12 protein-coding genes are annotated in these 14,634 nt (G+C 66.0%); 11 read left to right on the plus strand and 1 reads right to left on the minus strand.

All coding sequences use genetic code 11. From position 1 onward, the window contains the following. Nucleotides 1-276: 276 nt before the first annotated feature. From typA to FCI23_RS25550, 6 genes are all read left to right on the plus strand, one after another. On the plus strand, nucleotides 277-2,142 hold the full coding sequence (gene typA / locus FCI23_RS25525; RefSeq protein WP_136726269.1) for a translational GTPase TypA: 1,866 nt from the start codon (nucleotides 277-279) through the stop codon (nucleotides 2,140-2,142). Nucleotides 2,143-2,671: 529 nt separating this feature from the next. Next, nucleotides 2,672-4,291: a peptide ABC transporter substrate-binding protein gene (locus FCI23_RS25530; protein WP_136726270.1), complete on the plus strand. Its 1,620-nt coding sequence runs from the start codon at nucleotides 2,672-2,674 to the stop codon at nucleotides 4,289-4,291. Nucleotides 4,292-4,447: 156 nt separating this feature from the next. After that, on the plus strand, nucleotides 4,448-5,371 hold the full coding sequence (locus FCI23_RS25535) for an ABC transporter permease (protein WP_136726271.1): 924 nt from the start codon (nucleotides 4,448-4,450) through the stop codon (nucleotides 5,369-5,371). Then, the gene (locus tag FCI23_RS25540; RefSeq protein ID WP_136726272.1) at nucleotides 5,364-6,290 is read left to right on the plus strand and encodes an ABC transporter permease; all 927 of its coding nucleotides are present in this window, start codon (nucleotides 5,364-5,366) and stop codon (nucleotides 6,288-6,290) included. The genes FCI23_RS25535 and FCI23_RS25540 overlap by 8 nt, the downstream gene beginning before the upstream one ends. Before the next feature lie 11 nt (nucleotides 6,291-6,301). After that, complete coding sequence (locus FCI23_RS25545; protein ID WP_136726273.1) at nucleotides 6,302-7,357, plus strand: ABC transporter ATP-binding protein; 1,056 nt, start codon at nucleotides 6,302-6,304, stop codon at nucleotides 7,355-7,357. Beyond that, nucleotides 7,350-8,396: an ABC transporter ATP-binding protein gene (locus tag FCI23_RS25550; protein ID WP_136726274.1), complete on the plus strand. Its 1,047-nt coding sequence runs from the start codon at nucleotides 7,350-7,352 to the stop codon at nucleotides 8,394-8,396. The genes FCI23_RS25545 and FCI23_RS25550 overlap by 8 nt, the downstream gene beginning before the upstream one ends. A 58-nt stretch (nucleotides 8,397-8,454) precedes the next feature. On the opposite strand, the gene FCI23_RS25555 is transcribed toward FCI23_RS25550, so the two are convergent. Then, complete coding sequence (locus FCI23_RS25555; protein WP_136726275.1) at nucleotides 8,455-8,874, minus strand: ATP-binding protein; 420 nt, start codon at nucleotides 8,872-8,874, stop codon at nucleotides 8,455-8,457. Nucleotides 8,875-9,036: 162 nt separating this feature from the next. Here FCI23_RS25555 and FCI23_RS25560 point away from each other — a divergent pair, with 162 nt between their 5' ends. The 5 genes from FCI23_RS25560 (at nucleotide 9,037) to FCI23_RS25580 (ending at nucleotide 14,630) form a co-directional block, all read left to right on the plus strand. Next, nucleotides 9,037-9,921 (plus strand): helix-turn-helix domain-containing protein, encoded by an 885-nt coding sequence (locus FCI23_RS25560; protein WP_136726276.1) that lies wholly within the window; start codon nucleotides 9,037-9,039, stop codon nucleotides 9,919-9,921. 10 nt (nucleotides 9,922-9,931) lie between these two features. After that, a complete protein-coding gene (locus tag FCI23_RS25565; protein ID WP_136726277.1) occupies nucleotides 9,932-10,135 on the plus strand; it encodes a DUF397 domain-containing protein in 204 nt (67 codons plus the stop codon). Between the two features lie 951 nt (nucleotides 10,136-11,086). Then, nucleotides 11,087-12,718, plus strand: coding sequence for a peptide ABC transporter substrate-binding protein (locus FCI23_RS25570; protein WP_136726278.1), 1,632 nt, complete (start codon nucleotides 11,087-11,089; stop codon nucleotides 12,716-12,718). 9 nt (nucleotides 12,719-12,727) lie between these two features. Continuing rightward, a complete protein-coding gene (locus FCI23_RS25575; RefSeq protein ID WP_136726279.1) occupies nucleotides 12,728-13,651 on the plus strand; it encodes an ABC transporter permease in 924 nt (307 codons plus the stop codon). After that, on the plus strand, nucleotides 13,644-14,630 hold the full coding sequence (locus tag FCI23_RS25580) for an ABC transporter permease (RefSeq protein WP_136726280.1): 987 nt from the start codon (nucleotides 13,644-13,646) through the stop codon (nucleotides 14,628-14,630). The genes FCI23_RS25575 and FCI23_RS25580 overlap by 8 nt, the downstream gene beginning before the upstream one ends. The last annotated feature ends 4 nt before the right edge of the window (nucleotides 14,631-14,634 follow it).

Below are 14,634 nucleotides of genomic sequence, written 5' to 3' on the forward strand. Positions count from 1 at the left end.
CCCCATCGCGTCGCCTCCTCCCCCAGCTACCGCTGGGAGGTGCCCCCACCTCCGCCTTGCCAGACTTGCCCCTCGCCCCGCTCCTTCCTCCACCCCGCCTGTTCGCGCGGCCTCTTAGAGGCCGCGCGAACGCGGGGCGGCCCGCGAAAAATCGACCGGGCGACCGATGTCGCCAGGGCCCCGTACCATGGGGTGAGGCCGCGGCTTGACTCGCCCGGCGAGCGGGCGTGCCGAAGGGGGCGCGCCGCCACCCACAATCCCGGGAGAAGCGCCGCAGTGCCCACGCGCCATGACATCCGTAACGTCGCCATCGTCGCCCACGTCGACCACGGCAAGACGACCCTCGTAGACGCCATGCTCAAGCAGGCCGGTGCCTTCGCCGCTCACCAGCATCTGGACGACCGGATGATGGACTCCAACGACCTGGAGCGCGAGAAGGGCATCACCATTCTCGCGAAGAACACGGCCGTGAAGTACCACCCCAAGGGGGGTGGCGACGTCATCACCATCAACATCATCGACACCCCCGGCCACGCCGACTTCGGCGGCGAGGTGGAGCGCGGCCTGTCGATGGTGGACGCGGTCGTCCTCCTCGTCGACGCCTCGGAGGGCCCGCTGCCGCAGACCCGTTTCGTGCTGCGCAAGGCGCTCACCGCCAAGCTGCCGGTGATCCTCTGCATCAACAAGACCGACCGCCCGGACTCCCGGATCGACGAGGTCGTCAACGAGACGTACGACCTCTTCCTCGACCTGGACGCCACCGAGGAGCAGATCGAGTTCCCGATCGTCTACGCGTGCGCACGCGACGGCATCGCCTCCCTCACCAAGCCGGAGGACGGCACCGTCCCCTCCGACAGCGACAGCCTGGAGCCGTTCTTCTCCACGCTGCTCAGCAGCGTCCCGGCCCCGGTCTACGACGACGCGGCGCCGCTGCAGGCCCACGTCACCAACCTGGACGCCGACAACTTCCTCGGCCGTATCGCGCTGCTCCGTGTCGAGCAGGGCCACCTGAAGAAGGGCCAGACCGTCGCGTGGATCAAGCGCGACGGCTCGATCTCCTCGGTCCGCCTCACCGAGCTGATGATGACCGAGGCGCTCACCCGCAGGCCCGTCGAGTCGGCCGGCCCCGGTGACATCTGCGCGGTCGCCGGCATCCCGGACATCATGATCGGCGAGACCCTCGCCGACCCGGAGAACCCGATCGCCCTCCCGCTGATCTCGGTCGACGAGCCCGCGATCTCGATGACCATCGGCACCAACACCTCCCCCTTCGTCGGCAAGGGCGGCAAGGGCCACAAGGTCACCGCCCGCCTCGTCAAGGACCGCCTCGACCGCGAGCTGGTCGGCAATGTCTCGCTGCGGGTGCTGCCCACCGAGGGCCCCAACGCCTGGGAGGTCCAGGGCCGCGGCGAGCTGGCGCTCGCCATCCTCATCGAGACCATGCGCCGGGAGGGCTTCGAACTCACCGTCGGCAAGCCGCAGGTCGTCACCAAGCAGATCGACGGCAAGCTGCACGAGCCGATCGAGCGGATGACCATCGACTCCCCCGAGGAGTACCTCGGCGCCATCACCCAGTTGATGGCGACCCGCAAGGGCCGTATGGAGACGATGACCAACCACGGCTCCGGCTGGGTCCGCATGGAATGGATCGTCCCGTCCCGGGGCCTCATCGGTTTCCGTACCGAGTTCCTGACCCAGACCCGCGGCACGGGCATCGCGCACTCCATCTTCGAGGGCCACGAGCCCTGGTTCGGCGAGCTGCGCACGCGTAACAACGGCTCGCTGGTCGCGGACCGCACGGGCTCGGTGACGCCCTTCGCGATGATCAACCTCCAGGAGCGGGGCGTCATCTTCGTCGAGGCCGGCACCGAGGTCTACGAGGGCATGATCATTGGTGAGAACTCGCGCTCCGACGACATGGACGTGAACATCACCAAGGAGAAGAAGCTCACCAACATGCGCGCCGCCTCGGCCGACAACACCGAGAACGTGGTGCCGCCGCGCAGGCTCTCCCTGGAGCAGTCCCTGGAGTTCTGCCGCGACGACGAGTGCATCGAGGTCACCCCCGAGACCGTCCGCATCCGCAAGGTCGTCCTGGACCAGAAGGAGCGCGGCCGCGCCGCCTCCCGCGCCAAGCGGTAATCCTTCCCGCCGCTGAGGTTGCGCGTGTACGACATACGGCATATGAAACGGCCCGGCCCCCTCGCGTCAGCGAGGGGGCCGGGCCGTTTTTCGTGTGGCGGGAGGCTTTGTCGTGGTTACGCCAATGACGGCAGCGCGACAACGGGCCCACGAGACATGATGACCCGCGTAGAGTTTCAACGGCTCCAGGGGTGGACCGCAACCTCTTTTCAGCCGTGGGTGCCCGGATAGCGGACACTTGTCACCGGAAGTTGTGTTAACAGTCCGTTTCGCGGGCGTCTGTCTGCGTTCCAAATGTCCGCATTGGGAGATGGTTTACGCCTGATGTGATCAAAGCGAGACCATTTGGATGTAGCTCATTGACTAAACGTGCTCGATAGTTGGACCTGTTGAGCTCGGGTCATTGGGTCCAAGCGCTTTTGGGGAGCGCCGACTCGCGAGCACAGGCGGCCGGTTCCACTGTCAGGGGTGTCAGTGGTGTGCCGGCGTTTCTCACGTACTGACAGTGAATTCCTGAGGAGGCAAACCCATGCGCGGTGCCAAGAGCGCCAAGTGGGTCGTAGGTGCGACCATCATCGCCCTGGCAGCTACCGCTTGTGGTGGTGGTGGTGACAACGGCAACTCCAGCAGCAAGTCGAACGGCATTGTGTCCATGGAGATCGGCGAGCCGCAGAACCCGCTGATCCCGACGAACACGTACGAGACCGAGGGCGGCCAGGTCATCCACGCCCTCTTCGTCGGGCTGACGAAGCTGGATGCGAACAACAAGGTCGTCAACGACCAGGCTCAGTCCATTACCTCGACGGGCAACAAGGTCTGGACGATCAAGCTCAAGCCGGGCTACACCTTCCACAACGGCGAGGCGGTCACCGCGCAGTCCTACATAGACGCGTGGAACTACGGTGCCAACCAGGACAACGCGCAGAACACCAACCCCCTCTTCAGTCACATTGAGGGCTACAGCGCCCTCAACCCCGGCGCAGGCAAGAAGGTCACGGCCAAGGGCCTGACCGGTCTGAAGGCCATTGACGCCAACACCCTCCAGGTGACGCTGAGCGGCGCGTTCTCGGCCTTCCCCTCGCAACTGTCCTTCACCTCCTTCGTGCCGCTGCCCAAGGCGTTCTTCAAGGACCCGAAGGCATTCGGCCGGGCGCCGATCGGTGACGGCCCCTACGAGATGAAGGGGAAGATGATCGACAATCAGTCGGTCACCGTCACCAAGTACGCCAAGTTCCCCGATGCCTCGCAATACGCCGTCAAGGGCATCAACTTCAAGATCTACTCGGACCTGGACACGGCGTACAAGGACCTGGTCGCGGGCAACCTCGACATCGACATCAATGTGCCGACCTCGGGTCTGGCCACGTACAAGAAGGACCTGCCGGGCCACACCCTCGACATCGCGGACTCCGCGGTCGGTTACATCGGCTTCCCGCTGAAGTACAACAAGGCGTTCCAGAACGCCGATCTGCGCAAGTCCATCTCGATGGCGATCGACCGCAGCACCATCGCGAACAAGATCTTCCTCGGGGCGCGCACCCCGGCGGACGACTACATGCCCCCGATGATCGACGGCTACCGCAAGGGCGCCTGCGGCGAGGCCTGCACGTACAACCCGACCAAGGCCAAGGCGCTGTACAAGCAGAGCGGCGGCCTGCCCGGCAACACCCTGGAGATCGGGTACAACGCGGACGGCGACCACAAGACCTGGGTCACGGCCGTGGCCAACGAGATCCAGAGTGCCCTCGGCATCAAGGTGACGGCCAAGCCGTTCCAGCAGTTCCCGACCATCCTGAACGCTCTGCAGGCCAAGACCTACAAGGGCGCGTTCCGGATGGGCTGGAGCATGGACTACCCGAACATGGAGGACTACCTCCGCCCGATCTTCTCCAAGGACGCCATCCAGAACGGCTCCAACTACGCGGGCTACACGAACAACCAGTTCGAGAAGCTGCTGGTCCAGGGTGACACCGCTGCCACGCCGGCCGATGCGGTCAAGGCATACCAGAAGGCCGACGACGTCGTCCTGAATGACATGCCGTACATTCCGGTGTACTTCTACCGGCTCAACGGCGGGTTCAGCAACAACATCACCGGCATGAACGTCGTCGGCCACCAGGTCCTCTGGGACACCGTCAAGGTCAGCTGAGTCGATCCGACCGTCCACCTGAGTGGCGGCTCCAGGGTGGGCAGAGGGGGACTGCACAACGTATGTCCTCCCCTGCTCACCCTGTTCGCCGTTCCCCGTCCGGCCAGCCGCCGTCCACCCGGCACCGGTACGGGTCAGCCCCCTGATGGAGTTCCGATGGGCCGATTCGTCGTACGCCGCGTCCTGCAGGCGATCCCTGTACTGATAGGCGTCACCTTTCTTATCTACTGCCTGGTGTTCTTGCTACCGGGCGACCCGATCCAGTCCCTGATGGGAGAGAAGCAGGACCCGCACGTCGCAGCGCTGCTGCGGGCGCAATACCACCTGAATGATCCGCTGTACCTCCAGTACTGGCACTACATCAGCGGTGTACTCACCGGTAACCTCGGCCAGACGTACACCGGCCGGGAGATCTCGCAGATCGTCGCCCAGGGCTTCCCAGTCACCTTGAAACTCTCCCTGACGGCGTTCGGGTTCGAGGCGGCCATCGGCATCGTCGCCGGCGTCTTCTCGGCGTTGCGCAAGGGCAAGTTCATCGACAACCTGGTCCTGGTCACCACACTGCTGCTCATCTCGGTCCCGGTCTTCGTGCTCGGCAACGTGCTCCAACTCGAATTCGGCGTCCAGTGGAAGCTCACCCCGGTCGCCGGTATCGAGGACGGCTGGCCGGCCAGCTACGTGCTGCCCGGCTTCGTTCTCGCCTCCGCGTCGATGGCGTACATCGCGCGCCTGACCAGAGCGAGCATGATGGAATCGGTCCGCGCCGACTACGTGCGGACCGCTATCGCCAAGGGTCTCCCGCGGCGCCGGGTCATCGGCGTCCACGCCCTGCGCAACTCGCTCATCCCGGTCATCACCTTCCTCGGTATGGACCTCGGTGCGCTGATGGGTGGCGCGATCATCACCGAGAAGATCTTCAACCTTCCCGGCATCGGCGGGCAGTTGGCCCAGTCCGTGTACCTGCACGAGGGGCCCGTCGTGGTGGGGCTGGTCACCCTCCTCGTGCTCATCTTCCTGGTGGCCAACCTCGTCGTAGACGTCCTCTACGCCGTGCTCGACCCAAGGATCCGCTATGAGTGAACAGATCATCGAACGGCCGTCTCCCGTAGGGGGCGACAAGGCTCCCGAGCCCGAGGGCAAGTCCCGTGAGGCCAGCCTGCTCAGAGACGGCTGGATCGACCTGCGCAAGCGGCCGATGTTCATCGGCTCGGGGCTGCTGATCCTCCTCCTGCTGGTGGTGGCGGTCGCGCCCGGCCTGTTCACCTCGCGCAGCCCGTTCAGCGACGGCTTCTGCGACCTGTCCAACTCCCTGAACGGGCCGAGCGCGGGTCACATCTTCGGCTACGACGTCCAGGGCTGCGACATCTACACCCGCACCGTCTGGGGCACCCGCAACTCGATCATCGTCGGTGTCGCGACGAGCGTCATGACCACCCTGGTCGGCGGAATCATCGGCATGCTCGCCGGCCTGCGCGGCGGCTGGGTCGACGGGATCGTCTCCCGCATCGCCGAGATCTTCTACGCCCTGCCGATCCTCGTCGGCGGCTTGCTGATCATGTCGATGTTCCAGACCGGCAACGTCTGGACGGTCTCCCTGGTCATGGCCGTGCTCGGCTGGCCCCAGGTTTTCCGGATCATGCGCGGGGAAGTCATCGCCAACAAGTACAACGACTACGTCACGGCGGCGAGGGCGCTCGGGGCGAGCTCCAACCGCATCGCGTTCCGGCACATCCTGCCGAACACGCTGGCACCGATCATCGTCATCTCGACGATGAACCTCGGCGTCTACATCGCGGCCGAGGCTGCGCTGTCCTACCTGGGTATCGGCATCCAGGCCCCCAACATCTCGTGGGGCCTGATGATCAGCGACGCCCAGGACCGCTGGCTCACCGCGCCGCACGCGCTGCTCTTCCCAGCGGCCGCACTCAGCATCACCGTGCTGGCCTTCATCATGCTCGGCGACGTGGTCCGCGACGCCTTCGACCCCAAGCTGCGCTGAGGGAGGCGTATATGACCATCACCGATCAGACCGCACCTGTTCCCCGACGGTCGCCGTCGCCGGAGACGACTCCGCTCCTGGAAGTCCGGGACCTGCACGTGGAGTTCCATACCCGCGAGGGCGTCGCCAAGGCTGTCAATGGCGTCAACTACACCGTGGCCGCGGGAGAGACGCTCGCCGTGCTCGGCGAGTCCGGCTCCGGCAAGTCCGTCACCGCTCAGGCCATCATGGGCATCCTGGACATGCCGCCCGGAAAGATCCCGCAGGGCGAGATCCTTTTCCGCGGCCAGGACATGCTCAAGATGTCGGGCGAGGAACGCCGGAAGATCCGCGGCCGGAAGATCGCCATGATCTTCCAGGACGCGCTCTCCTCGCTGAACCCGGTCCTCTCCGTCGGCTACCAACTCGGCGAGATGTACCGGGTCCACCAGGGCCTCAGCAAGAAGGATGCCAAGGCCAAGTCCATCGAGCTGATGGACCGGGTCCGCATCCCCGCCGCCAGGGAGCGGGTGGGGGACTACCCCCACCAGTTCTCCGGCGGTATGCGCCAGCGCATCATGATCGCGATGGCTCTCTCCCTCGAACCGGACCTGATCATCGCCGACGAGCCCACCACCGCCCTGGACGTCACCGTCCAAGCACAGGTCATGGACCTTCTCGCCGAGCTCCAGCGCGAGTTCAACATGGGCCTGATCCTCATCACCCACGACCTGGGCGTGGTGGCGGATGTCGCCGACAAGATCGCGGTGATGTACGCGGGCCGGATCGTCGAGACGGCCCCGGTGCACGAGCTCTACAAGCGCCCCGCGCACCCCTACACCAAGGGTCTGCTTCAGTCGATCCCGCGCTTGGACCAGAAGGGCCAGGAGCTCTACGCGATCAAGGGCCTGCCGCCCAACCTGCTGCGAGTTCCGGTCGGGTGCGCCTTCAACCCACGCTGCGAGGTCGCCACGGACATCTGCCGGACCGAGGTACCCGTACTGCACCCGGTGACGGAGCGGGACGGCTCCGAGCTTCCCGGCCGCGGCAGCGCGTGCCACCACTGGAAGGAGACGATCCATGGCTGAGCCCTCTAAGGAGCGCGAGCCCATCCTCCAGGTGCGCAACCTGGTGAAGCACTTCCCACTCACCCAGGGCATCGTCTTCAAACGGCACATCGGCGCCGTCAAGGCTGTCGATGGCATCTCCTTCGAGCTGTACCAGGGCGAGACCCTCGGCATCGTCGGTGAGTCCGGCTGCGGCAAGTCCACCGTCGCCAAACTGCTGATGAACCTTGAGCAAGCCACGGCCGGTGAAGTCTTCTACAAGGGCCAGGACATCACCAAGCTGACCGGCCGGGCCCAGAAGGCCGTCCGCCGCAATATCCAGATGGTGTTCCAGGATCCCTACACGTCCCTGAACCCCCGGATGACCGTCGGCGACATCGTCGGCGAGCCGTACGAGATCCACCCCGAGGTAGCCCCCAAGGGCGACCGCCGCCAGAAGGTCCGTGACCTGCTGGATGTCGTGGGCCTCAACCCCGAGTACATCAACCGCTATCCGCACCAGTTCTCCGGTGGCCAGCGCCAGCGCATCGGCATCGCCCGCGGCCTCGCGCTCAATCCCGAGATCATCATCTGCGACGAGCCGGTGTCGGCGCTGGACGTCTCCGTCCAGGCGCAGGTCATCAACCTGATGGAGAAGCTCCAGGACGAGTTCAACCTCTCCTACATCTTCATCGCCCACGACCTGTCCATCGTCCGGCACATCTCCGACCGCGTCGGCGTCATGTACCTCGGGAAGATGGCCGAGATCGGCACCGACACCGAGATCTACGAGCACCCCACCCACCCCTACACCCAGGCCCTGCTCTCCGCCGTCCCCGTCCCCGACCCCGAGGCGCGCGAGCACCGCGAGCGCATCATCCTCTCCGGCGACGTCCCCTCCCCGGCCAACCCGCCCTCCGGCTGCCGCTTCCGCACCCGCTGCTGGAAGGCCGAGGCCAAGTGCGCGGAGGAGGAGCCCCTCCTCGCCATCCCGCAGCGCTTCGTGGACTCCGACACCCCGGTCGCACACGAATCCGCCTGCCACTTCGCCGAGGAGAAGGACGTAGTCGGCGCCGCGTAACCACGTACGTACGCCCGTCCGAACCGGAGGGCGCCCATGGCCACGTGGGCGCCCTCCGTCATCCCCGCCCCGCCCCCGGCCGCAACCGGAACCAAACCCCCTTGCCGCTCACCCCGGCGCCCTTGTCATGGTGCCGGGCCACGCCCCACTCATCGGCCAGCGCATCGACGAGCGGCAGACCGCGCCCCCGCTCCGCCTCCGCGTCAGGCTCCACCGCCGCCACCGACAACCCCGGGCCGGCGTCCCACACGCTGACGCAGAGCTCCTTGGGTGCGTAGTCCATGCTGACGAACGCGTCCGTGTCGGCGTGGCGGTGGGCGTTCGTTACGAGCTCGGACACGAGCAACTCGGCGGTATCCACGATGCAGTTGAGGCGTGCCGCCTCCAGGATGCTGCGGAGCGTCGCCCGCACGATGCCGACTGACTGCGGATCGCGCGGGATGAACAGGCGGAAGGACCAGGGTTCGTCGGGGCTCATGGCAACAACCTCCGGTTGGGATGCGGCGCTCTGTGATCGAAACCACACTCACAGTAAGCGATTTGGGCTTAGTTATACAACTGCCTTGGCGGGATGCGGTTACGGAGTGGACGAGGTTCGAAGCCCTGAGCAAGACTGGCTCCGTCGATCAGGGAGGGCCGCGTGGGGCTGAGGACCAAGCCGACGTATCGTCAGCGCCGTTTCGGTGCGGAAGTTCGGCGGCTCCGCGAGCAGGCCGGGCTGTCGTCGACCGATGCTGCGGCCTTGCTCGGCTTGAAGCAGCCGCACTTGAGCAATGTCGAGGCGGGCAAGACGAGCCTCACTCCCGATCGGGTACGGCTACTCACTGCAGCCTGCGGTGCAAGTTCTACGCCATTTATCGAAGCCTTGAACGAGTTGGGGCAGCAGCCGGGCAAGGGGTGGTGGAGCGACTACCGCAAGATCCTGGGTGAGCCCCACCTCGATCTCGCCGAGCTGGAGGCCGGAGCGGTAGCCCTGAGCAGTTACGAGCCGACATTCATTCCCGGCTTGCTGCAAACCGAGAACTACGTACGCGCGATGTACCGGGGCGGATACGCCGAGGCTTCACCCGAAGAACGGGAAGCGGCCATCGCATTCCGCATGCAACGTCAGAGCATCCTCTTGGGCGAACCGCCGACTCGGCTGCAAACGGTCATCCATGAAGCCGCGCTGCATGCCTCGTTGGGCGACCGCGACATCATGCGCGGCCAACTGCTGCGGCTGATCGAGGCCTCCCGGCTGCCGCATGTGACGATCCAGATCCTCCCCTTCGAGGGTGCCGTGGCTTTCGGCACCGGCTTCATGGTGATCGAGCCGAGCGAGCCCAAGCTGAGCACGGCGCTCGTATCGCACATCGAACGGGACCTCTATCTTGAGGACGAAGACTCGATCGCCAAGTACCAGGGTTGGTTCGCTAGTCTGCAAGGGGCGGCGTTGCCACCGGTGGACGCAGCAGTGTCGCCGGAGTCCCACGCGGTGAAGGACTCGTTGGGACTGATCCAGCGGCTCCTCTACCCCCTGCTCTAGGAGGGCGCGCATGTCTCAGCTCAGGTGGCAGAAGTCGAGTTTCAGCGAAGCCGGCGCATCGAACTGCGTCGAGGTCGCCACAGGCCTCACCGGCACCCGCCGCCACCTCCGCGAGAGCGACGACCCGGCGACGGTGGTGACGGCCTCCGGCGCCGCCCTCCGCCGACTCATACTCGGCATCAAGGCCTGCGAGTTCGACGACGTAACCCCCTGACCGCAGACCTCCACCTCCGCCACCGAAAGTCAGCCACGGTGGCGAGGTAGGTGAACGCGGCGAAAGCGTGGCCACCGCCACTGCCCACCGGGCTCAGCCACTCCACCAAAAAGGTGCCCGCCCCGCTCCCGGCCCACGCTGGCGTGTCGGTTGCTGTGGCTGCGCCCAATCGGGGCGCGACGCGGTCCGTGCGTGGTTGCTCGCCGTTCGCGCCACGAGCCCCGCGCGGGCACGAGGCGCCTACTGCCCGTGCCGGGTCGCGCGCCGTTGCGTCTCGCACCCGCGCGGCTCGGGCGCCATCCTTGCGCTGGGTGGGTGGCGCGCGCGTCCCTCCCGCCGCCGGGGGTGGGGCGGTGGGGCGGATCCATTAGGTCCACGTTTCGAACATTCTAACGACCCGTAAGTCCGTTTTACCCGTTCTGAATGTGGAGCTACTTTCCAGTAACCCACTTATCCACAGGCCGGACGCCGCGCGTGCGTCGTATCGGGCACCCTGGGACTCAATCGGCGGAACATGAAACGACCCACGGGCTCAGCTCTCCCAGTTGGTTCGCGCCTCGACGCGACGGGGTTCGGCACGGCAATTTATTGCGGCTGAAACATTCCCGGGATCACCCGTAAATTCGCTGCTCTACACGGGTAGCGGGGTGCGCCCTAGCGGGATGGTTGGACTGTCGCAACTCATTTATGGCGGCGTCAATGAAAGACCGACGGCTGTGATCGATCCTTTATTTTCTGACCGAAATTTGCTCGCTTTCGCGGGTTATCCCTCATTGGCGACCGGGGAAGGCGCGGGTTCGGCGCGATCCCAGTCGGGGGTTGTCCCGGGGGAGCGAGGATGCCGCTCCGTTGGACCGAACGGGTGATGCGACAGTGCGTCAGCGCCTGGTTTGGGGTGTGATGGGTAGTCACGTCCCACTTGCGACCCAGGACTCTGGAAGGAGGCGCCCGATGCGCGGAGCCACGCGCCTGAAGTGGGCCGCCATGGCGGCGGTCGTCGCGGTGGCGGCGGCCGGCTGTGGCGGAGGAGGGGGCAGCGGTGGCGGTGGCGGCGCGTCAGGAATCATGAGTGCCTCTTGGGCCGACCCGCAGAATCCGCTGGAGCCCGCCAATACCAACGAGGTGCAGGGCGGCAAGGTGCTCGACATGATCCTCCGGGGGCTCAAGAAGTACGACCCGAAGACCGGAAAGGCCGAGAACTGGATCGCCGACTCGATCACGACCGGCGACAGCCAGAACTTCACCATCAAGCTCAAGAGCGGCTGGACGTTCAGCAATGGCGAGAAGATCACCGCCGATTCGTTCATCAACGCCTGGAACTATGCGGCGCTGGTGACGAATAAACAGATCAATGCCCCTTTCTTCGGCTATATCGATGGATACGACAAGGTCCACCCGGCGTCCGGCTCACCGGCGGCGAAGAAGTTGTCCGGGCTGAAGAAGGTCAGCGACCTGGAGTTCACCGTCAGGCTCAGCCAGAAGTTCTCGACCTGGCCGGACACGCTGGGGTACTCCGCCTTCTATCCGCTGCCCACCGCCTTCTTCACCGACCACGCCGGCTGGCTGGCGAAGCCCGTCGGCGACGGTCCGTACAAGGTGGACTCGTACACCAGGGGCACCGGGATGAACCTCCTCAAGTGGGACGGCTACACCGGCTCCGACAAGGCCCGGAACGGTGGTGTCAGCCTGAGGGTCTACACCGACACCGACACCGCCTACACCGACCTGCTGGCCGGCAATCTGGACCTGGCCGACGATGTCCCGGCCTCCCAGCTGAAGAACGTGAAGAGGGACCTGAGCGGCCGTTACATCAACCAGCCGGCCGGCATCATCCAGACCATCGCCTTCCCGCTGTACGACAAGAACTGGAACGGCGCCAGTGCAGGCAAGCTCCGCCAGGGCATCTCCATGGCGATCAACCGCGCCCAGATCACCCAGCAGATCTTCCACGGCACCCGCACCCCCGCCACCGACTGGACCTCGCCCGTGCTCGGCAGCAGCGGCGGTTACAAGCAGGGGCTGTGCGGTGCTCCCTGCACCTATGACGCGTCGAAGGCCAAGAAGCTGATCCAGGAGGCCGGCGGACTGCCCGGCGGCAAGATGACGATCGCCTACAACGCGGACTCCGGCTCGCACAAGACCTGGGTCGACGCCGTCTGCAACAGCATCAACAATGTCCTGGGCAGCGACAATGCCTGCGTCGGCAGTCCGGTCGGCACCTTCGCGGACTTCCGCAGCCGGATCACCGACAAGAGGATCGGCGGGCCGTTCCGGGCCGGCTGGCAGATGGACTACCCGCTGATCCAGGACTTCCTGCAGCCGCTCTACTACACCGGCGCCTCGTCCAACGACTCCGGTTACAGCAGCAGGGAGTTCGACAGGCTCGTCAACGAGGCCAATGCGCGGACCAACGCCAGTGACGCAGTGTCGACATTCCAGGACGCGGAGAAGCTGCTGGCCAAGGACATGCCGGCGATCCCGCTCTGGTACCAGAACGGCAGCGCGGGATATTCGAGCAGGCTGTCGAATGTGAGCCTCAACGCCTTCAGTGTCCCCGTCTACTACGCCATCAAGGTCAGCTGACGCCACCTCATGGGACGCTATGTGATCCGGCGGCTGCTCCAGATGATCCCTGTGTTCATCGGCAGCACACTCCTGATCTTCTTCATGGTGTACGCGCTCGGCGACCCGGTCGCCGCGATGTTCGGCGACCGCGCCCCCGACCCCGCCACCGCCGCCCAGATCCGCAGGGCCCTGTATCTCGACCACCCCCTGTGGCAGCAGTACCTGCACTACATGGGGCAGATCTTCACCGGGAACTTCGGCTCCGCCTTCAACGGCCAGAGCGTCACCCAGCTGATGGGCGACGCCTTCCCCATCACCCTGCGGCTCACCATCGTGGCGATCCTCTTCGAGATCGTCATCGGCATCGCCCTCGGGGTGGTGACCGGGCTGCGGCGCGGCAGGCCGGTGGACACCTCGGTACTCCTGCTGACCCTGGTCGTGGTCTCCATCCCGACCTTCGTCACCGGATATGTGTTCCAGTACCTCTTCGGGGTGAAATGGGGCCTCGTCAGCCCCTCGGTGTCCACGCAGGCGCCGTTCAACGAACTGATCCTGCCGGGGATTGTCCTCGCGCTCGTGTCCCTGGCCTACGTCACCCGGCTCACCCGCGGCTCCATCGCCGAGAACGCCCGCGCGGACTACGTCCGGACCGCTGTCGCCAAGGGCCTGCCACGCCACCGGGTGATCGTCAACCACCTGCTGCGCAACTCGCTCATCCCGGTCGTCACCTTCGTCGGCACCGACATCGGCGCCCTGATGGGCGGCGCCATCGTCACCGAGCGGATCTTCAACATCCACGGCGTCGGATTCCAGCTCTACCAGGGCATCCTGCGGCAGAACTCGCCCACGGTGGTGGGCTTTGTGACTGTCCTCGTGATCGTCTTCCTGGTCGCCAACCTCCTCGTCGACCTCCTCTACGCCGTGCTCGACCCGAGGATCCGCTATGCCTGAGCCCCAGCCACCCAATCCCAAAGGGCTCGTCGCCCCCACCGGCACCGGCGGCCCCATGGACCTCGCCACCAGCGAGGCCGAGACCCTGGAGGCTGTCCCCGGCCATGGCCAGAGCCCCGGCGGGCCGGCCGGCAAACCCCGCAGTCTGTGGTCCGACGCCTGGCTCGACCTGCGGCGCAACCCCGTCTTCATCGTCTCCGCGCTGCTGATCCTCTTCCTCGTCCTCATCTCCCTCTGGCCGTCTTTGGCCGCCCCGGGGAGCCCCTACCGGGCCGACCTCACCAAGGCCCAGCAGAGCTCGTCGCCCGGTCACCCCTTCGGCTACGACACCCAGGGGCGGGACGTCTACACCCGCGTCATCTACGGCGCCCGCGCCTCCGTCACCGTCGGTGTCTGCGCCACCGCCGGCGCCGCGCTGCTCGGCAGCTTCCTCGGCGGCCTGGCCGGCTTCTTCGGTGGCTGGGGGGACGCGGTGCTCTCACGCGTCGCCGACGTCTTCTTCGGCATCCCGGTCGTGCTGGGCGGCCTGGTCTTCCTCTCCGTCATCACCAATACGACGGTCTGGCCCGTCGTATTCTTCATCGTGCTGCTCGGCTGGCCCCAGCTCGCCCGTATCGCCCGCGGCTCGGTCATCACCGCCAAACAGAACGACTACGTCCAGGCAGCCCGCGCCCTCGGCGCCGGCAACACCCGCATCCTGCTCCGGCACATCGCGCCCAACGCCGTCGCCCCGGTCATCGTCGTCGCCACCATCGCGCTCGGCAGCTATGTCTCGCTGGAGGCGACGCTGTCCTTCCTCGGCGTCGGACTGCGGCCCCCCACCGTCTCCTGGGGCATCGACATCTCCACCGCCTCCCCTTACATCCGCGACGCCCCGCACATGCTCCTTTGGCCCGCGGGCGCCCTGAGCGTCACCGTCCTCGCTTTCATCATGCTCGGCGACGCGGTACGCGACGCACTCGACCCCAAGCTGCGCTGAGGAG

It is taken from the genome of Actinacidiphila oryziradicis, from assembly GCF_005047355.1.
Classification (GTDB): Bacteria; Actinomycetota; Actinomycetes; order Streptomycetales; family Streptomycetaceae; genus Actinacidiphila; species Actinacidiphila oryziradicis.